The organism is Clostridium sp. AN503 (genome assembly GCF_040719375.1).
Taxonomy (GTDB): Bacteria; Bacillota; Clostridia; order Lachnospirales; family Lachnospiraceae; genus Brotaphodocola.
Window position 1 is genome coordinate 1,111,544 of sequence record NZ_JBFDTP010000002.1, and the last position, 19,494, is coordinate 1,131,037.

Genomic DNA, 19,494 nt, shown 5'->3' on the forward strand with positions numbered 1-19,494 from the left:
ATTAAATCTGAAAAAAGGAGTCGGAATATCTTCCGAAATAAGAGATGAAAGAATTAATAGATGTATTATATCTAATAAAAGAAAATCCTGATGAATATATAGGAAAAAGGAGTTTGGAAAGATTATATTGTTTTATTCATGGTTATGTTAAGTGCCAATATATAAAAGATTGTACTACCCCTATATGGCTAGAAAAATTTATGATATATTTGCAAGAAAAATACAGTGAAAAAAGGTGTATTGAAGTTCCATCTATAATACGCCAAATTACTTTATCAGATGAAGAGGCGTTTGATAAATACTATGAACTTTTAGAAGATTTCTTCCAAAATGTTTGAAAGGTGGTGTATGAATGAATTATATGAAAGATGTACTATATGAAATGAGAAACAGACCTATAGTGTACTTGGGTAAAAATGAAATTGAATATTTATATGCATATATAAATGGCTATATGTATCGACTTTTTCAAGAAGAAGATACCATACCAGAATTTTATCCAGGATTTCAGGAATACATCGAAACAAAATACAATGTAACCACCGGGCAGCATTGGAGCAAAATTCTTGATTTCTATTCTGAGAGTGAGGAAGAGGCATTAAAAAAATTTTTTCAGCATTTAGATGAATACACACAGATTGATGAGAATGGAAAAAAGAACAATTAATGTATCCTAGTATTCACCCGGCTTTGCCGGGCGATGTCCCTCGGCGTGGGTGGCGCAAAGCCACCCAGCCTTTAACCCGCACACAATTCGACCTTACCAATTTCAAGACAAGAAGTGAGATTTTCGGCAAATTAAACAAAGCTATTGTAACCCTGTTTTTAAATTGCCCTACAAATCCAGAATACTGCGGCACTGGCATATCTTCAGGTGGCTACCAAAAGCGGCACACTGGGCGATACGGTGCGTCACGTACGGCAATTACATCTGTGATGGTTCTTGCGGTTTTCTCTCTGTGTATGATCAAGTAAAGGAGGATGCTCGTGCATGTTTCACCAGTAAGAAACCGGTAAGGGAAATGCAAGAATCCGTAAGTTGACCATTCATAATCTTTCATAGTAATATTGCGCGGAAGAGGGGGTACGGGGGAAATGAAATACCAGAAAATAATACGTCACGAATCTATAAGAAATATATTTTCCCAGCCCTTTATGCGGCATTATTCCATAAATCTCCCTGCAGTTTCTGCATCACATTCCACAAATATTAAAAACAATCGAAAAATGACTTGAAAGCATCATCAATCAGAGCTAACATACACCACACCCTGAAAGAAATAAGTTCCCTTTGCCTGGCAGCATCACAGGCTCGGCTCTGAGCCGCAAACAGAAATAAGGCAACGTTTTTGGCTTTTTTTGCGTTTGAAATGGTTGTATTTAAAGCGAATATGGAAAAAATTTCAAATAAATTTTAAAAAGTTGTTGACGGCTAACTTTAGTTAGCGTATACTAATTCATGTCAAATACAATCCAGAGGATCTGATAAATTTTGAGAAAAGAGGGTGAACATATGCCGCTTACAATGATGCCGGCCGGAGAGGTGAGCAGGATTCACAGAGTTGGTGGAAACGACGAGACCAGGAGATTCCTTGAAAATCTGGGATTTGTTTCCGGAACGGAGATTACAGTCATATCAGCGATCGGAGGGAACGTGATCGTGAACGTTAAGGACTCCAGGGTCGCGGTCAATGAGGATATGGCGCGGCACATTATGGTTTAGGATATCATTTTATGGATGCCGTATCATATGAGAGATCAGTCATAAGGAAGGGGATATAAGCGATGACGTTAGGTGATGCAGAGGTTGGAAGCACCGTTATGGTAAAGAAGATCACAGGTGACGGCGCGTACAAGCGGCGGATTATGGATATGGGGATCACGAAGGGAAGCGAGCTTTATATCAGGAAGCTGGCGCCGCTTGGCGATCCGGTGGAGATCACCGTGAGGGGGTATGAGCTTTCTTTGAGAAAGAACGACGCTCAGTGTGTGGAAGTGGAGTAAGACCTGATCATATTGTTTGAAAAAATGAACAGAGAAAAGAACGGCTCATGGGAGGAGAAAAGAGATGGCGATAAAGATTGCACTTGCCGGAAACCCGAACTGTGGAAAGACCACAATGTTCAATGCGCTGACCGGGGCAAACCAGTATGTTGGAAACTGGCCGGGGGTTACCGTAGAGAAAAAAGAAGGAAGGTTAAAGTCAAAAGGGAAACATGAGGACGTCATCGTGACGGACCTGCCGGGAATTTACTCCCTTTCTCCGTACACATTGGAGGAAGTGGTAAGCCGTGATTACCTCCTGAAGGAGGATCCGGATGTGATCGTGAACCTGGTGGATGCGACGAATATCGAGAGGAACTTATACTTGACCACCCAGCTGGTTGAGACCGGGATCCCGGTTGTGATCGCTCTGAATATGACGGACCTTCTGGAAAAGAGAGAGATCAGGATCGATACGGAGCGCTTATCCATGCTTATGGGCTGTCCGGTCATCGAGACATCTGCTCTGAAGCAGACAGGTCTTGACCGGCTGATCGACGAGGCTGTGGTTGTTGCAAAGAAGCGCACTGCCGACGTACCGGGGGAGATTTTTTCAAAGGAGATGGAGCGCGCAATCGCTGAAATACAGGATGCGTTGCCGTCAGAGCTTGCAGAGAACCAGAAAAGGTGGTATGCTGTTAAGTTACTGGAGAACGACAGCAAAGTGGTGGAGAGCATACAGCTTTCCGGTGCTGGAAGGACTGCTGTGGAAAAGGTGAGAAAAGCACTGGAGCAGCAGCGCGATGATGATATGGAAAGTATTGTAACCGATGAGCGTTACCGATATATCCAGAAGATCGTCTCCACTTCCGTGAAAAAAGGAAAAAACAAGATGACGGTCTCCGATAAGATCGATCAGGTGGTGACCAACCGGATCCTGGGAATCCCGATCTTTGTGGCCGTGATGTTTGTGGTTTATTACATATCTGTTACTACCATCGGTACTCTTGTGACTGACTGGACCAACGACACCTTTGTGGGGGCGGTCCAGGGAGTTGTGGGTGATTTCCTTGTGAGCGTGGGTACCAGCGATGTGATCCAGAGCCTTGTGGTGGATGGTGTGATCGGCGGTGTTGGAGCGGTGCTGGGCTTTGTGCCTCAGATGGCGATCCTGTTTTTATTCCTCTCCATCCTGGAGGACTGCGGCTACATGGTGCGTATCGCATTTGTTATGGACCGCGTATTCCGCCATTTCGGGCTTTCCGGAAAGAGCTTTATCCCGCTGCTGATCTCTTCCGGCTGCGGTATTCCCGGGATCATGGCGTCCAGGACGATCGAGCAGGACAACGACAGACGCCTTACGATCATGACGGCTACGTTTATCCCCTGCGGCGCGAAGCTGCCGGTCATCGCTCTGATGGGCGGCGTTATGGCGGGTTACGCTACGGGGAGCTATGAGGCAGGCGGTTTGATCGCCCCGGCCATGTATTTTATCGGGATTGCGGCAGTTCTGGTTTCTGCGATCATGCTGAAGAAAACAAAACCGTTTTCCGGCAAACCGGCCCCGTTTGTCATGGAGCTTCCGCAGTACCATCTTCCGTCTGTAAAGACCGTGCTTCTGCATGTGTGGGAGAGGCTGAAAGGGTTTATCATTAAGGCAGGTACGATCCTGTTCCTGGCCTGTGTCGTTATGTGGTTCCTGGGCGGTTTCGGGTTTACTGAGGGCGGCTTCGGTATCGTGGAGGACAGTGCAGATAGTCTGCTGGCATTAGTCGGCGGCGCGATTGCGCCTCTGTTTGCACCCCTGGGATTTGGCGGATGGCAGCCTGTGGCAGCCTCCCTGTCCGGTTTTACGGCAAAAGAAGCGATCGTGTCGACCATGGGCGTGCTTGCCAATGTGGCAGGTGACACCGAGGATGCGGTAACCGTTGCTCAGGCGGTACAGATGTGGTTCCCGACCACTCTGGCGGCATTTTCCTTCCTTCTGTTCAACATGCTGGATTCACCGTGTCTTGCGGCGATCGCTACCATGGCACAGCAGCTTCAGTCCAGAAAATGGTTTTGGTTTGCGATCCTGTTCCAGAACATCTTTGCATACATGGTATGCTTAAGTGTATACCAGATCGGTTCCTTTGTAATGGGAGGTGCATTTGGACTGGGTACTGTTGCGGGGATCGCGGTGGCGCTGGTGATTCTGTTCATGCTGTTCAGGCCAGATCCATATAAGGATCAGAAAACTTCTTACAGGAGTTCTGTTCAGGCAGCGTCTTAGTCTTTCCTGGCAGAGAAAGGTGATAGAATGATAGTAGATATTGTGATTGCAGCCCTGATATTCGGGTACTGTGCATATGTGATCTACCGACAGCGCAAAGACCGTCAGGCGGGCGGATGTACCGGCTGCTGCGGCAGCTGCGGAGGCTGCAGCCATGCCTGTACGCCAACACATGGAGTGCCGGCACATGGCGCAGCTGACGGAAAAAGGAGCTGACGGTCATGGGGAATTCGACAGGTTCCATGTTCTATATGGTGGTGATCCTTAGTGGAGCCTATCTGGCGGGAATGCTGCTTTTTGAAGGATATCGTTTCTTTAAGAAATGGCGGGACAGGAGACGGGACCGCCGGTTTGGCGAAGAGAAAGGCTAGAGGGGTACAGCGTGGCAAATGTGATTGTATTGCTTTTGGTTGTCATGCTTTTAGCGCTTGCGCTGAAAGGCACGATAAAGCATTTTAAGGGAGAAGGCCCCTGCTGCGGCGGAGGGGCCTGCGGCCTGCCTCCCACAGCGGAAAAGAAGCTGGAGCAGCCCGTTATGGAGAAGATGACGATCCATGTATCCGGCATGCACTGCCAGAATTGTGTGAATACCCTTACAAGAGCTATTGACAGGATTGACGGAGCATCCGCCAGAGTCAGTCTGAGCCGGCAACAGGCAGTTGTTTCCTGTGACCGGAAGATCGGCGAGAGTAGCCTGCGCAAAGCAGTGGAGGATGCCGGATATCAGGTGGTTTCCATAGAATCCCAGTAAAAGTTGCAGGAAAAACAACTTGACATTTTCTCTGAGTTAGCGTATGATAACTATGAGAATGATAATCAGTATTACATAACTGATTTTGCTGCCAGATGAAAATGTAAAGAGGAGGTTCGCTTATGTCTGTTGAGGCAAAAAAAGGATTTATTATACAGGAACTGAAAAAGAACGGATGCAGGATCACCAGTCAGAGACAGCTTTTGATCGATATTATTCTTCAGGATGAATGCAGCTGTTGTAAGGAGATCTATTACAGCGCGGCCAAGCTCGATCCGACCATTGGTATGGCAACGGTTTACCGCATGGTGAAGACCCTTGAGGATGCCGGGCTGATAAAGCGGAAAAATATGTACCGCATTGATTGTGAGAGTGCAGCCGCCAGTGCATAGATATGTGAAGTGACAGATTGGTCATAAGGATATTGCAGTAACGAAAACAGGATTTTCAGCGTAAAGCGAAGGTCCTGTTTTTTTGTTGGCACACCGGATTTTCTGCGGTCTTTTAATTCTGGTCTGAAAGGGAATCGCTTCTTGTTTTTGCAGGAATAATAGCATATAATGAAAAATACGGAAGCAGTTTGTATCAATAAATAAAATACAGGGATTGGAAACAGATCAAGATGGATATTACTGCAATTAAGTATTTTTTATGTCTGGCAGAGTGCTTGAATTTTTCGGAGGCGGCAGAGCGGAATTATATCTCTCAGTCCTCATTCTCAAAAACCATCATAAAATTGGAGAAAGAGATCGGCGTAAAGCTGGTGGACCGGAAACATCATCCGATCGCTTTGACCAAGGGCGGGGAGTGCTTTTACCGGCATTTTAAAGCCATGGAGCCTGTGTATAGAGGAGCCATGGACGACCTGATGCGTTATTCGGACAACGAGGAGATCAGTGTGCTCATCTGTCCCAAATCTTACGCTTTTAAAGATGCGCTGAACGATTTTGTCATCAATACGGCAGGTGCCAGCGTTCGTTTTATGGAGACAACGAACTACAGGGAGATCATAGAAACCATGCTTTCAGGCGATTATACGTTCAGCATCAGTTCCCGTCCGCTGATCGTCCCTCCCCAGCTTAAGGTCACGGAATTGTATGACGACTCCCTTTATCTGGCTGTGCCCAGGGATTCTGTATTTGCGGGTAAGAAGATGGTCTCTTTGACAGAGCTGGATGGGGAAGTTCTGGTAGAAAGCAGCTTTTCCAAATGTCTTGTGGAAGAACTGATGGAACAGTTCCCATTCCGTCCCCGTCGGATCATACCGGACGACGGGACGGAAATGCGGCGGGAAGAGATGTTCCACAGGGTTATGGTAGGCGTGGGTGCCAGTATCAATCCGGGCAGAGATATTACCGCCTTTCGGGGAAGTAATATCGTCTGCGTACCGATCAAAGAAATGCTGGAATTCCCGGTGGTCCTGCTTGAGCAGGCAGGAGAACCGGATTCGCTGGTGAAACAGCATTTCCGCAGCTGGATGAGAAAAAATCTGGAGGGGTATGTTTACAGCAAACTGGAATCCCTGGAGACTACTGAAACGTAATGTGGTCAATCTGAATGCGGCCGGAGAGGATCTCAATCTTAATACAGTGCCGCCGGCTGACCGGCAGGGACAGGCTTTCGATTTCCTTAAAACTGCCGCTGCCTGGGATCTGCACCATATAACCGCCATTGCCGTTGCTGATCTGAATGGAAGAAGGTTCTGCTGCGCGCAGAGTCAGATACACTCTGCATTTCTCTCTCACATCAAAAACGGTATAGGAGACGTACTCGCCGGTATTCAATTCCAAAAGCAGGTTTTCCAATGGCCTTTGTACAGGAGCGGGGGAAGGATCGAAGGCCATGGAGCGGCGGGGTGGGAGCTTCCCGTCTTTTAATACCAGCTTGATCCGGTCTTCCGTTCGGTAATCAAATACATTTCCATAATCCCACCCTCCATAGAAAGAGTGGGGGGCGGAATCGTAAGCGGCGGCAGGCACCTGCCTTCCGGGTTTCCGAAGGATGTACGCGTGCTGCTCGGGGGACAGGATGCAGTTTTCAAATTTCATGTTCTCCAGCATTTCGTCAAAGATAGCCTGGCATTCTGTATAAGATGGACGGGGGGCGCCCTCGTTTAAGCAGGCCAGTATGGTGTCCCAGTTTCTGGGGAGCCGGTACTGTACCGGGTCCCGCCGGAGCGATCCATCCGGAAGCGTGGATACCTTCCAGCTCCAGAGGTTAAAACCGATGCCCAGGCAGTCTGCTGCCTCCAGCAGTGCGGCGATGTCCTGATAAGGCCCGCCGCCTTCGCCCATCCAGACCGGAACATTGAGCCGGAGGCCTGGCTCCAGATACCGGAACAGAGAACGGCGTTCCGGAGAAAGACCATAATAATGGATATGGATGCACCAGTTATTGCATGCCGGGTCAAAATTGTGGTCAAATATTTCGGTGTTGGTGGCAGCCTGTGCGCCTTCTAAGGTGAGCATGTGGTTTTTGTCAATAGCGCGGATCCGTTCTATCAGCTGGTCGTAGAAAGTGGACAGCCTGGGCATCAGGTACAGGGAGTCTGATGATGCCAGCGGCTCGTTGAGCAGATCGTAGCCGCCCACGATCCACCGGTCTTTGTAACGTCTTGCGATTTCTTCCCATAAAAGCATTGTGCGTTCCATGCTCTCTTCCTCAAGAAAAAAACGGGGGAAGTATTCCAGGCCGTCATCGCACCGGATACCGGATTGTCCTCCCGGCGCTGTGTGCATATCGAGTATTGCATAGAGCCGGTATTTTTCGCACCAGTCCAGGACCGTTGTCAGCATCTCAAAGCCATCCTCATTCCATTGGATCTCTGATTCCTCCGGAAGGAATACCCTGGCATTTAAGGGGAGACGGATGGAATTATATCCGTATTGTGCCATCGCTTTGATATCGGCTTCTCCCAGATGGTTATGATACCATTTGGGCCAAAATTCACGTGCATATTTACTGCCGCACAGCAGGCGGATGCTGCTTTCTATGGTCCGGGCCCGGTCAAAGCGCTCCGGTACCTGGTGGGGATCTTTACCTGACCAGGGGCGCGGATAGTCCCCGCACAAAAACCCCTCCGGATTGGTCCAGTTTCCGGCTCCCCAGCCCCGCAGCAGGATCTCTTCTCCATTTCCATTACACATCCTGCGCCCGTCGGCGTGCAGAAAACCAGAAACACGTTCATTGGAATATATATCCATAATCATACCTCCATTCTGATTTCTATTAGTTAAAGTATAATATAGGTCTCAGCTGCCGTTCAATTCAAATATAGCGGTGCAGGTGATTCCAAAATGGAATACAAAAATGCGTGATGCCACAGACAGTTACCGAGAAGCTGTTAAGCGGCATTATTTTTTGTATAAGGAAAAACACATTATTCTGTTTTGGAATAATTGACGCATGGAAAGATGAATTGAGATGCGATCGCTTTTTTGGTAGTATAAAAGCACGAAATGAATCCATAAAACGACAAAAAAATGGTGGAATTTACCATTATCTCCATTGCTGGCACAGGGGATTGTCGGAAATGTGCCGAATCACTGAGACGGTTCCTTGAACGGGAGCGTCCGGAAAAAGAGAAGGAGAGGGTACTTTATGAAAAGGAACACATGGAAACGGGCAGTTAGTATGTTTGCAGCGGCAGGGCTTGCAGCCAGCCTGCTTGCCGGGTGCGGGGGCAGCAGTTCCCAGGATCAGCCAGCGGCGGCTGTAAAAGGTACGAAGGATGTTGATCCGGAAGGTACAGCAGCAGTGAAGAACGTGGCGTTTGCAATCTCCTCCGACAACGGAGACCTGTCGCCATTTGGCGGTGACAGCGGCGGGCGTCATCATACCTACCGGATGCTGTATGATTGTCTCTGTGCAAGCTACGGCCTGGGCCAGAGCGTGGAAGATCTTCAGGGGCAGATCGCAAAATCATGGACGGTTGTGGACAGCAGGACAGTGGATGTGGAGCTGTATGATTATGTAAAGGACAGCCAGGGGAACGAGATCAAGGCCAGCGATGTGGTTTACAGCTATGAGCAGGCCATAGCAAGCGGAACGATGGAAAAGTTAAACGGTTATTTAGATGAGGTCAAGGCGACCGGAAACTATACGCTCCGGATCACCCTGACAGGAAGCTCCAAAGGCGCGATGGAGTGGTGTCTTACCACGGTCCCCATTGTCAGCGAGGCCTGGTTCTCGAAAGCCTCGGATGCTGACAAGACCAACAACCCGGCAGTCACAGGTGCGTATATCCTGGCAGAAAATGTATCCGGCGCACATACCACGCTGAAGAAAAATGAAGATTACTGGCAGACAGACGAATCCCTGCGAAGTTATTATGACACGCAGACCTTTGATACCATCACCATCAATGTGCAGAAGGAATCCAGCATGAGAGTGATCGCGCTGGAGAATGGGGAGGTGGACATTTCACAGAATATCCTGTCCTCAGACATCGCCGCATTCATGAACGAGGATGGGACCCCGGTGGACGGATGGAACGTGTACCCGGATGAGAATGGGCGGATGAACGTGATGATGTTCAACAACGATAACAGTGTGTTCGCGGATAATAAGGAACTGCGCCAGGCGGTTTTATATGCCATAGATTTTGAGGGAGTGCGCCTCGGCTACGGCAACGCGGCCTTCAACGGTTCTGTGTGCCATGATTTTTCGCCGGATGTGGCATCTGATTATATCGATTCCTGGAAAGAGGAGGATTACTACGATTACAACGTGGAAAAGGCGAAGGAGCTGCTGGCGGCAGCGGGTCATCCGGACGGAGGCTTCCCGGTTAAGCTGATGTATCAGAACAGTACGACGGCCACCGCAGGACTGACCGTGTTACAGAGCTATCTGGCGGAAGTGGGCATTGACTGTGAACTGATGCCGGTAGATCAGGCGCTGTTCAACAGCTATAAATATGACAATACCAAATGGGATATCATCGTAGATTCCAAAGCTACCTCCGATTATGTTACATCTGTCTGGGAAAATGTGTTTGACACCAGGGCATTCCAGAACGGGAGCGCATGCTTTACCCATGACGACAAGCTGCAGACCTTATTGGAGACTGCTGCCAACACAGAGACCACCAGCGAGGCGGCCCTGCAGGAATTTCATGATTATCTGAAGGACCAGGCCTACGCAGTCGGCATGTTCTGGAATTACTCCTACTATGTGGCGCAGGACGGGATCACAGAAATTCCCCAGGACGGGTTCGGCAATGTGACGGCGTCAACTTTGGGGATCGCAGAAGATTATGTATCGGTGACAGACCGGTGATCTGGAGGATGGAATGGGAAAATATATTTTAAAACGGGTTATGCTGATGATTCCCATACTGCTTGGCGTATCCATATTGATCTTTACCCTGATGTATTTTGTGCCGGGAGACCCGTGCGAGATCATACTGGGGGCGGCTGCAACGGAGAACCAGGTGGAGGAATTAAGGCAGCAGCTGGGGCTGAATGATCCATATATCGTCAGGCTTGGTAATTTTTTAAAAGAATTGATTGTGCACCAGAGCTTTGGAAAGTCCTATATTTTCGGGACGGATGTCGGCGCAGAGCTGATGGCAAGATTTCCCAAAACCCTGACCCTGGCGGCGTTCAGTATCCTGCTGTCCATGCTGGTGGGCATCCCGCTGGGGATCAACGCGGCTATCCATGCCAATAAGACCCAGGATCATATTTCCATGTTTGTTTCGATGGTCGGCGTGTCCATGCCAAACTTCTGGCTGGCGCTGATGCTGGTGCTTTTATTTTCCTTAAAGCTGCACTGGCTGCCGTCCAGTGGCGACAAGGGCTGGGTCTATTATATCCTTCCAGTGCTGGCAAATGCACTGGGAGGGATCGCGGGGATCGCAAGGCTCACCAGGTCCAGCATGCTGGAGGTCATCCGGGCGGACTATGTGACCACGGCGCGGGCGAAGGGCGTTTCTGAGAGGCACGTTATCTGGAGTCATGCGCTGCCCAATGCCCTGATCCCGATCATCACCATCTGCGGCGGCAGATTTGGCGGCCAGCTGGGTGGGACGATGGTGATCGAGACGGTGTTCTCCATCCCTGGCATTGGTTCCTATCTGATCAACAGTATCAATAACCGGGATTACAATGCGGTGCAGGGCAGCGTGCTGTATATCGCCTTTACCTTCGGTGTGGTCATGCTGCTGGTGGATCTGATCTATGCCTACGTGGACCCCAGGATCAAGGCGCAGTATGAGGGACAGAGCAAGAAGAAAATGAAAAAGAGCAAGGGGGTGCAGGCTGGTGCTTAACCGTACAGAAGCAGCAAAAAAGCAGAAGCAGATGCCAAGGACCGGTTCTGCGGCTTACGTTTGGATGAAGATCTGCAAGAATCCGCTTGCCCTGGCAGGCGTGGTCATCCTGATCGCCCTGGTAGCGCTTTCGGTCCTGTCCCCTTTTATCATGCCTTATGACTATGCAAAGGCAGAGATGGCAAACGCTTATATGAAGCCAAATGCCAGCCACTGGTTTGGATGTGATGAACTGGGCAGGGATATCATGGCGCGTATCTTTTATGGCGCCCGGTATACGCTGAGCGTCGGCGTGTTGTCGGTACTGATCTCAGCCACGCTGGGAATCCTGTTGGGAGCTCTTGCCGGATATTTCGGCGGCGTGGTGGACCAGATGGTCATGCGTTTTCTGGATATTATGGCTGCATTCCCCCAGCTTCTGCTCGCAATTGCCATATCAGCAGTTTTGGGGACCGGATTTGACAAGTGTATTTATGCGCTGGGTATTTCAGGTATTCCTCATTTCGCACGGATGATGCGGGCGAATATCCTGACGATCCGCAACCAGGAATTCGTGGAGGCGGCCACCTCCATCACCTGTTCCAAAGCAAGGATCATCATAAAGCATGTGATCCCCAATGCGATCGCTCCGCTGATCGTCGAGATCTCCATGTCGATCGCAAGCGCAGGCTTATCCGCATCCTCCTTGAGCTTTATTGGGCTGGGTGTGACGCCGCCTACTCCGGAATGGGGCGCAATGCTGGCGTCTGCACGGAACTATATCCGCTTATATCCTCATATGATCATGTTTCCGGGGGTATTTATCATGATGAGCGTTTTGAGCTTCAACCTGATCGGGGATGCGATCCGTGACGCCCTGGACCCGAAACTGAAGGATTAGGAGATGGAGGAGGAAAGACAATGATAAAAAAAGAAGTGAATAAAGACGTATTCCTCTCCATCCGTGACCTGGTGGTGGAATATCAGTCAGAGGGAAAAACAGTCCATGCAGTGAACGGAGTATCCTTTGACCTGGAAAAAGGAAAGACCATTGGTCTGGTGGGAGAGACCGGCGCGGGGAAAACCTCCATTGCCAAAGCGATATTAAGGATTCTGCCGGATCACGCCACAAAGCGGGCCGACGGGGTTGTATGGCTTGACGGACGAGATATCATGGAGATCCCGGAAACAGAAATGCAGAAATTGCGCGGACATACTCTGTCCATGATCTTTCAGGATCCCATGACGGCCTTAAATCCTGTAAAAACAGTGGCGGACCAGATTGCTGAAGTGGTAAAGCTCCACACCAGTTTGGGAAAGGCAGAGTCTCTGGAGAAAGCAAAGGAAATGCTTGGAATGGTAGGGATCTCGCCAGACCGGGCAGGGGAGTATCCGCATCAATTTTCGGGAGGCATGAAGCAGCGGGTGGTCATCGCCATGGCGCTGGCATGCAGTCCACAGGTCCTGATCGCGGACGAGCCGACAACGGCTCTTGACGTGACCATCCAGGCCCAGGTGCTGGAGATGATCAATGAGCTGAAGGAAGAATTGCAGACTTCCATGATCATGATCACTCATGACCTGGGTGTGGTGGCGGAAACCTGTGATACGGTTGCGGTGACCTATGCAGGACAGATCATCGAGTACGGTACCCTGGAAGATATCTTTGACCACCCGGCGCATCCCTATACGATAGGGCTGTTCCGCGCGCTGCCCAACATGAACAAGGGAGTGGAACGTCTTTCCCCCATAGAGGGTCTGCCGCCTGATCCTACCGACCTTCCGGCCGGGTGCAGCTTCTCGCCGCGGTGCCCTTATGCATCAGAAGCGTGCCGGAGTGGGGAGATAAAAAATATACAGATCACCGATACACATGAGTGCCGTTGTATCCGCGTGAAAAAAGAGGAGGTATGACATGGCTCCGCTGCTTGAAGTACAACATTTAAAAAAATATTTTCCTACCAGCAAGGGCGTGGTCCATGCGGTTGATGATGTGACATTTCGTCTGGATGCAGGCAGGACCATGGGGGTTGTAGGCGAATCCGGGTGCGGCAAGTCCACGCTTGGACGGACTGTGATCCACCTCCAGGGAAGTACCGACGGGAAGATCATTTTTGACGGCAAGGATGTGACCCGTGTGAAAGGAAAGGACTTAAACGCGCTGCGCAGCGATATGCAGATTGTGTTCCAGGACCCATATTCCTCATTAAATCCCCGTATGTCTGTCCATGATACGATCATAGAGCCGCTGATCCTGTCGAAAAAATACAAGACCACGGCGGAGGTGGAGAAAGAGGCTGACCGCCTTATGGACATGGTGGGCATCGAATCCCGGCTGAGGGGCGCCTATCCCCATGAGATGGACGGAGGACGACGCCAGCGTGTGGGTATTGGAAGGGCTCTGGCCTTAAATCCCAGATTTATAGTCTGTGATGAACCGGTCTCAGCGCTGGATGTATCGATCCAGGCGCAGGTCTTAAATCTGCTCATGGATCTGCAGAGAGACTTGAATCTTACCTATATGTTCATCACCCATGACTTATCAGTGGTGCGCCATATATCCCATGATATCTGTGTCATGTATCTTGGACAGCTTGTGGAGACCTGCAGTACAGAGGAGTTGTTTGAGCATCCCTGCCATCCTTATTCCAGGGCGCTGCTTTCAGCAATCCCGTCCGTGGATATCCATAACCCGCCAAAACGGATCGTTATCAAGGGCGAGCTGGTTTCGCCGATCGATCCCAAACCGGGATGCCGTTTCCTTGCCAGATGTCCCTATGCAGGGGAAGAATGCAGGAAGCCGCAGGAACTGACGGAGATAGGGGCGGGGCATTTTGTGTCGTGCTGCAGGGCAAAAGAGATCAATCAGAGAAAGGTGTAAAAAATATGCAAAAGGAAATGCGACCGATTGAGTCACAGCTGAAGTCCAGAAGGATAAAATTTGAAAAGCCGCAGAATACCATCAGCCGTGCATTCATGAAAGAACTGCGGGAACACAACAAAACCAGAAGGATCTACGACATCAATCCCTATGTGGAGGTGTATCAGTTCCGGGACAATCTGTTCGGCCTGTTTGCCGAAAACTGCGACGGGATGGGAGACGTCTGGATGTACCTGATCATCGGCCCGCAGAGGGCCATGCTGATCGACACCGCTTACGGGCTTGGAGATTTAAAAGGGCTTGTGGGCCAGCTGACGGGAGGAAAGGAACTGATCGTTGTCAATACCCATGACCATTTTGACCATGCATATGGAAACTGCAGGTTTGAAACGGTATACTGCCATGAGCATCTCGTGCCAAACCTTGAAAACCAGCATGCCCATATGTGGGATTATCTGTTCGATGCGTGGGGGAATAACATCTGGCTGGAATTCGACCGCAGCGATCTGCCGATGTTTAAAAAGTATGAGATCATCGGCGTCCCGGACGGGTATACATGGGACTTGGGAGACGGGTATGAGGTGGAACTTGTACTTACGGGAGGCCACGCTGCGGGCCATGCAGCTTATCTGGATAAGCATGACCGTATTCTCTTTGGCGGGGACAATATCTGCTCAGATGTATCGGGCTGCGGCAATGTGGGAAGTCCACGGATAGCCGGGCCCTATGCGGAAGATACGCTTCTGTCCTTCTACCGGGAGCGGGTAAGTGATCTGGTGGACCGTATGGATGAGTATGATTATATTTTCCCACAGCACTTTATGAATAATCTGGAAAACAATCTGATGCCGGAGATCCTGGCGGCCCTGGATGCAGTCTTAAAAGATCCGGAAGCCTATGATTATAAAGAAGAGACCTGGGGGAAAATGAGGGATCAGAAAAATACACGTTACTATAAATATATCAGGGGATTCAGCGTGATCGCATATGGTATTGGCAGCGGGAAGGAGCAGCGATAGAGATGCAGAAAGAGATAATGCAGGGACAGATGTGGCCGATCAGAGGGCAGTCTAAGGCAAAACGCATTGCATGGGGATCGCCTCAGAACCAGATCAGCTGGGCATATATGAAGATGCTGCGCGAGGGAAACAGCACATGCAGGATCTATGGCTGCAACCCTTATGTGGAGGTATATCAGTTCCGCGACAATCTGTACGGCCTGTTCAACCAGAACAATGACGGGGCGGGGGATGTGTGGATGTATGTACTGATCGGGCCGGAAAAAGCCATGGTGATCGACACGGCCTGCGGACTTGGGAAACAGCGGGAGCTGGTGGAGGAGATCACAGGCGGAAAACCCTATATTGTGGTCAATACCCACCTGGGGCCGGATCATTCCTACGGAAATATCCATTATGACCGGGTATACTGTCACGAGTACGAGGTGCAGAACATAAAAGACCGGGTAAAACCGGGCATGTTCGACTATTTGTTTGATGAGGACGGGGCGCCCATCTGGCTGGAGTTTGACCCGGCGGATCTGCCGGAATACAGGGATTATGAGCTGATCGGCGTCCCGGACGGACATATATTTAACCTGGGTGGAGATTATGATGTGGAGCTTGTTTGGACCGCGGGCCATGCTGCCGGACATGCCATGTACCTGGATAAAAAGGGACGGATGCTCTTTGCGGGGGATGACGTGTGCAGCGATGTGATCGGCTGCGGCTCCGGTCCCAGGGAGGGCATGCATTACCAACAGTATACCAATGTCCAGTCTTACCGGGACCGCTTAGAAAAGCTGTGCGGCCGTCTGGATGAGTTTGATTACATATTCCCGGGACATTTTATGGTGAATCTGGATAATACCCTGCTGCCGGATATCCTGGAGACTTTAAATGCAATATTAAAGGATCCGGAGAATTGTGATTACAAGCTGGACTCTGTCAGCGGGATGGGGGGAGATAAGAAGACCAGGTATCACAGGTTTGTAAAAGGATTTGGAACAGTCGCATATTCGTTGAACGGCGTGTACCAGCCGAAGGACTGGAAGGAATGAGGCGGGAGGAGTGGCTTACATGGGACAGGCAGTGGGTAAGACAAAGATTGGGATCAATCTGACAGAAGGGCCGCTTATGAAAAGCCTCCTGCTTTTCGCATTCCCGATTGTGCTGACGAATCTGGTCCAACAGCTTTATTCGATGGTGGATCTGATTGTCATTGGCCAGTTTGTGGGAAGCGTGGGCACGGTGGGGGTGAATACGGGAGGCGAAGTTGCGGATCTTTTAAGCCCTGTGGCGATGGGATTTTCCACAGCGGGGCAGATCTATATCGCTCAGCTTATGGGAGCGGGAGAGGATGGGAAAATCAAGAAGACAGTAGGGACCCTGTTAAGCTTTATGCTGGCAGCGGCATTGGTGCTGGGCGGGGCGGCGATCCTTTTCTGCCGTCCGGTTCTGGGGCTTTTAAACTGCCCGGGGGAAGCACTTGGACAGGCGACAGCCTATATGATCATCACTGCCCTGGGAACCCCGTTTGTGTTCGGCTATAATGCGGTCTGTGGGATTCTGCGAGGAATGGGGGAATCCAGGCGCCCGCTGTATTTTATCCTTGTAGCCGCGACGGTGAATATTGTGCTGGATCTGATCCTGGTTGTAGTCTTTCATCTGGAGGCGGCGGGAACGGCCATTGCCACGACGGCCTCCCAGATGGGTGCTTTTTTTGCGGCCTTTTTCTTCCTTTGGAAGGAGCGGGAACGCTTTGATTTTGAGGCGAGATTGTCTTATTTTAAGATCGATAAGGATATTCTTAGGATACTGGTCCGCCTGGGAATCCCTCAGGTGGTGCGGAGCCTGTTTGTACGCTTCGGCATGCTGTGGGTCAACTCCAGCGCAAACGCCTATGGCCTGGTAGTATCTGCCACCAACAGTGTAGGAAACAAGCTGCAGAAATTCCTGGAGGTATTTGTGCAGGGCATCGATACGGCATCTGCGTCTATGGTTGGCCAGAACCTTGGCGCGAGAAAGACGGACCGGGCGGGAAAGACAACTCTGTGTACCGTGGCGGCAGCCCTTGTATGTGCTGTATTTTCCGGGATGCTGTGCCTGTTTTTTCCTCATCAGATCTTTGGTATATTTACATCGGATGAACAGGTCATCGAGTTGGGGGCTGTGTTCTTAAGAATCTTTATCCTTCACTTCTTTGCCTCTGCCGTCACCGGATCGTTCCAGGCCATGGTCACGGGATGCGGGTTTGTGGAGTTGGGATTTGTCCTGGGAATTTTAGACGGCGTGATCTGTAAGGTGGGGCTGGGTATGCTGTTTATCTATGTTTTTCACATGGGCTATCTGGGATTATGGTGGGGCGTTGCCTGCTCCCGGATCCTGCCGGGCTGTATCTGTATCGCGTATTATGTCAGTGGAAAATGGAGGACCAGAAAGTTGTTGACGGAGTGAACGGAGGAGCGGGGCCTTCCTGATATCTTGGAAAAATGATATCGGGAAGGCTTTGTTCCTGCTTATTTTTCCCCCAGGGTACTAGACGTAAAAAGGAAATTCGTATATGATAATAAGATAAAACAATGCAGGGAGGTTTTATAATGCACGAATCAGGGGAAAACTATCTGGAAACCATATTGATGTTGAAGGAAAAAAAAGGGACGGTGCGTTCCATTGACATAGCCAGGGAACTGAATTTCAGCAAGCCGAGCGTCAGCCGTGCCATGGGGATCCTGCGGGAGGAAGGCTTTATTGTCATGGAGAATTCCGGTGAGATCCAGCTGACAGAAGCGGGGAAAGCGAAGGCGGAATCTGTATACGGGCGCCATCGTCTGCTGACTGCTTTTCTGCGTGAGGTGGCAGGGGTCCCGGCGGAGATGGCAGAGGAGAACGCCTGCCGTATGGAACATATCCTCGACCAGGAGGTTGTGGATGGGATCAAGCGCTTTATGGAGGACCGGGCGTATTGACTTTCGCCGGTGTTTGTGACACAATAGACTATTGCAGACAAGTGTAAAAGAAAAGAAGGTAAGAAGATGACGAAGATTGATATTATTTCCGGTTTTTTGGGCGCCGGGAAGACCACGTTTATTAAAAAACTTCTGGAGGAAGCGATCGCAGGCGAGCAGGTGGTGCTGATCGAGAACGAGTTTGGCGAGATTGGTATTGACGGTGGATTTTTGAAGGATGCGGGCATTGAGATCCGGGAGATGAATTCCGGCTGTATCTGCTGCTCCCTGGTAGGTGATTTTGGCAAGTCTTTAGAGGAAGTCCTGACCAAGTATCAGCCTGAACGGGTGATCATCGAGCCGTCCGGAGTAGGCAAGTTGTCAGATGTGATGAACGCGGTCCGCGATGTGGCGAAGAACCTGGATGTGAAGCTGAACAGCGCCGTGACCATTGTAGATGCAAGCAAATGCAAGATGTACATGAAGAATTTCGGCGAGTTTTTCAATAACCAGGTGGAGAATGCAGGTACGATCGTGCTGAGCCGCACGGATGTGGCTGACGCGAAGAAGGTGCAGGCCGATGTAGAGCTTCTGCGGGAACACAATGCTGCTGCGTCGATCGTCACGACCCCGGTTGACCAGCTGAGCGGTGCCCAGCTTTTGGAGCTGATCGAGAAGCCGGACAGGATGATGGAAGAGTGCTGGCCCAGGTAAAAGAGGAGCATGAGCATCATCACCATCATGACCACGGAGAGGAATGCGGATGCGGGCACCACCACGAGGACGGTGGGGAGTGCGGACATTATCACGGCCCGGAAGAAGGCCATGAGCATCATCACCACGGCCCGGAAGAGGAGCATGAACATCATCATCACCATGGTCCGGAAGAGGAGCATGAGCATCATCATCACGGCCCGGAAGAAAAGCATGAGCATCATCACCACGGTCCGGAAGAAGAGCATGAACATCATCACCATGGTCCGGAAGAGGAGCACGAGCATCATCATCACCACGGTCCGGAAGAAGGCCACGACCATCATCACCACGACCACGGTGAGGAGTGCAGCTGCGGCTGTCATGACCACGATCACCACCACCATCATGCAGACGAGGTGTTCAGCAGTTGGGGGCTGGAGACGATCGTTCCCTGTGACAGGGAAGGACTGAAGGCGGTCTTAGAGGAGCTGGCGTTCGGCGACCAGTACGGCGATGTGCTGCGCGCCAAGGGTATGCTGCCCAGCGAGAATCCGGGTGAGTGGTATTATTTTGACCTGGTACCGGAGGAATATGAGATCCGTACCGGAGCACCGGATTACACCGGAAAAGTATGCGTGATCGGCGCGAACTTAAAAGAAGAAGAGCTGAACCGCGCATTTGGCAGACGCTGACCAGGCGGACAGCGGAAAACAGT

At 50.4% G+C, this 19,494-nt stretch carries 20 protein-coding genes and 1 pseudogene; 20 read left to right on the top strand and 1 reads right to left on the bottom strand.

The window, feature by feature from the left end:
* The first annotated feature begins 44 nt into the window (after positions 1–44).
* The 10 genes from AB1I67_RS12305 to AB1I67_RS12350 all read left to right on the top strand — a co-directional run bounded on the left by AB1I67_RS12305 (position 45) and on the right by AB1I67_RS12350 (position 6,549).
* Positions 45–338 (top strand): hypothetical protein, encoded by a 294-nt coding sequence (locus AB1I67_RS12305; RefSeq protein WP_367030169.1) that lies wholly within the window; start codon positions 45–47, stop codon positions 336–338.
* Positions 339–352: 14 nt separating this feature from the next.
* Entirely contained in the window at positions 353–667 is a 315-nt protein-coding gene (locus AB1I67_RS12310) for a hypothetical protein (RefSeq protein WP_367030170.1), read from the top strand.
* Positions 668–1,513: 846 nt separating this feature from the next.
* Positions 1,514–1,723: a FeoA family protein gene (locus tag AB1I67_RS12315; RefSeq protein ID WP_367030171.1), complete on the top strand. Its 210-nt coding sequence runs from the start codon at positions 1,514–1,516 to the stop codon at positions 1,721–1,723.
* A 62-nt stretch (positions 1,724–1,785) separates the two neighbouring features.
* Positions 1,786–2,004 carry a ferrous iron transport protein A gene (locus AB1I67_RS12320; protein WP_367030172.1) on the top strand — a complete coding sequence of 73 codons (219 nt, stop codon included), beginning with the start codon at positions 1,786–1,788 and terminating at the stop codon, positions 2,002–2,004.
* Positions 2,005–2,068: 64 nt separating this feature from the next.
* Positions 2,069–4,255 carry a ferrous iron transport protein B gene (gene feoB, locus AB1I67_RS12325; RefSeq protein ID WP_367030173.1) on the top strand — a complete coding sequence of 729 codons (2,187 nt, stop codon included), beginning with the start codon at positions 2,069–2,071 and terminating at the stop codon, positions 4,253–4,255.
* A gap of 27 nt (positions 4,256–4,282) precedes the next feature.
* The gene (locus tag AB1I67_RS12330; protein ID WP_367030174.1) at positions 4,283–4,471 is read left to right on the top strand and encodes a FeoB-associated Cys-rich membrane protein; all 189 of its coding nucleotides are present in this window, start codon (positions 4,283–4,285) and stop codon (positions 4,469–4,471) included.
* Between the two features lie 5 nt (positions 4,472–4,476).
* The gene (locus AB1I67_RS12335; protein WP_367030175.1) at positions 4,477–4,626 is read left to right on the top strand and encodes a hypothetical protein; all 150 of its coding nucleotides are present in this window, start codon (positions 4,477–4,479) and stop codon (positions 4,624–4,626) included.
* Between the two features lie 11 nt (positions 4,627–4,637).
* Complete coding sequence (locus tag AB1I67_RS12340) at positions 4,638–5,006, top strand: heavy-metal-associated domain-containing protein (protein ID WP_367030176.1); 369 nt, start codon at positions 4,638–4,640, stop codon at positions 5,004–5,006.
* 122 nt (positions 5,007–5,128) lie between these two features.
* Positions 5,129–5,398, top strand: a complete 270-nt coding sequence (locus AB1I67_RS12345; RefSeq protein WP_367030177.1) for a transcriptional repressor — start codon at positions 5,129–5,131, stop codon at positions 5,396–5,398.
* A 230-nt stretch (positions 5,399–5,628) separates the two neighbouring features.
* Positions 5,629–6,549, top strand: a complete 921-nt coding sequence (locus AB1I67_RS12350) for a LysR family transcriptional regulator (RefSeq protein ID WP_367030178.1) — start codon at positions 5,629–5,631, stop codon at positions 6,547–6,549.
* Here the strand turns inward: AB1I67_RS12350 and AB1I67_RS12355 are convergent.
* Positions 6,536–8,209, bottom strand: coding sequence for a cellulase family glycosylhydrolase (locus AB1I67_RS12355; protein WP_367030179.1), 1,674 nt, complete (start codon positions 8,207–8,209; stop codon positions 6,536–6,538). The two genes, AB1I67_RS12350 and AB1I67_RS12355, sit on opposite strands and share 14 nt — an antisense overlap.
* Positions 8,210–8,606: 397 nt before the next feature.
* Between AB1I67_RS12355 and AB1I67_RS12360 the strand changes: the two genes are divergently transcribed.
* From AB1I67_RS12360 to AB1I67_RS12405, 10 genes and pseudogenes are all read left to right on the top strand, one after another.
* Positions 8,607–10,283, top strand: coding sequence for an ABC transporter substrate-binding protein (locus AB1I67_RS12360; protein WP_367030180.1), 1,677 nt, complete (start codon positions 8,607–8,609; stop codon positions 10,281–10,283).
* A gap of 13 nt (positions 10,284–10,296) precedes the next feature.
* Positions 10,297–11,277, top strand: a complete 981-nt coding sequence (locus AB1I67_RS12365; RefSeq protein ID WP_367030181.1) for an ABC transporter permease — start codon at positions 10,297–10,299, stop codon at positions 11,275–11,277.
* Positions 11,270–12,157, top strand: a complete 888-nt coding sequence (locus tag AB1I67_RS12370) for an ABC transporter permease (protein WP_367030182.1) — start codon at positions 11,270–11,272, stop codon at positions 12,155–12,157. Before AB1I67_RS12365 ends, AB1I67_RS12370 begins: the two co-directional genes overlap by 8 nt.
* Before the next feature lie 20 nt (positions 12,158–12,177).
* The gene (locus AB1I67_RS12375; RefSeq protein ID WP_367030183.1) at positions 12,178–13,170 is read left to right on the top strand and encodes an ABC transporter ATP-binding protein; all 993 of its coding nucleotides are present in this window, start codon (positions 12,178–12,180) and stop codon (positions 13,168–13,170) included.
* A gap of 1 nt (position 13,171) precedes the next feature.
* Positions 13,172–14,137, top strand: a complete 966-nt coding sequence (locus AB1I67_RS12380; protein ID WP_367030184.1) for an oligopeptide/dipeptide ABC transporter ATP-binding protein — start codon at positions 13,172–13,174, stop codon at positions 14,135–14,137.
* A gap of 5 nt (positions 14,138–14,142) precedes the next feature.
* Positions 14,143–15,156 carry an MBL fold metallo-hydrolase gene (locus tag AB1I67_RS12385; protein ID WP_367030185.1) on the top strand — a complete coding sequence of 338 codons (1,014 nt, stop codon included), beginning with the start codon at positions 14,143–14,145 and terminating at the stop codon, positions 15,154–15,156.
* 2 nt (positions 15,157–15,158) lie between these two features.
* Positions 15,159–16,196: an MBL fold metallo-hydrolase gene (locus AB1I67_RS12390; RefSeq protein WP_367030186.1), complete on the top strand. Its 1,038-nt coding sequence runs from the start codon at positions 15,159–15,161 to the stop codon at positions 16,194–16,196.
* 19 nt (positions 16,197–16,215) lie between these two features.
* Positions 16,216–17,592 (top strand): MATE family efflux transporter, encoded by a 1,377-nt coding sequence (locus tag AB1I67_RS12395; RefSeq protein WP_367030187.1) that lies wholly within the window; start codon positions 16,216–16,218, stop codon positions 17,590–17,592.
* Positions 17,593–17,735: 143 nt separating this feature from the next.
* A complete protein-coding gene (locus AB1I67_RS12400) occupies positions 17,736–18,104 on the top strand; it encodes a metal-dependent transcriptional regulator (protein ID WP_367030188.1) in 369 nt (122 codons plus the stop codon).
* A gap of 66 nt (positions 18,105–18,170) precedes the next feature.
* A pseudogene (locus AB1I67_RS12405) lies at positions 18,171–19,471 on the top strand (CobW family GTP-binding protein).
* Positions 19,472–19,494: the final 23 nt, after the last annotated feature.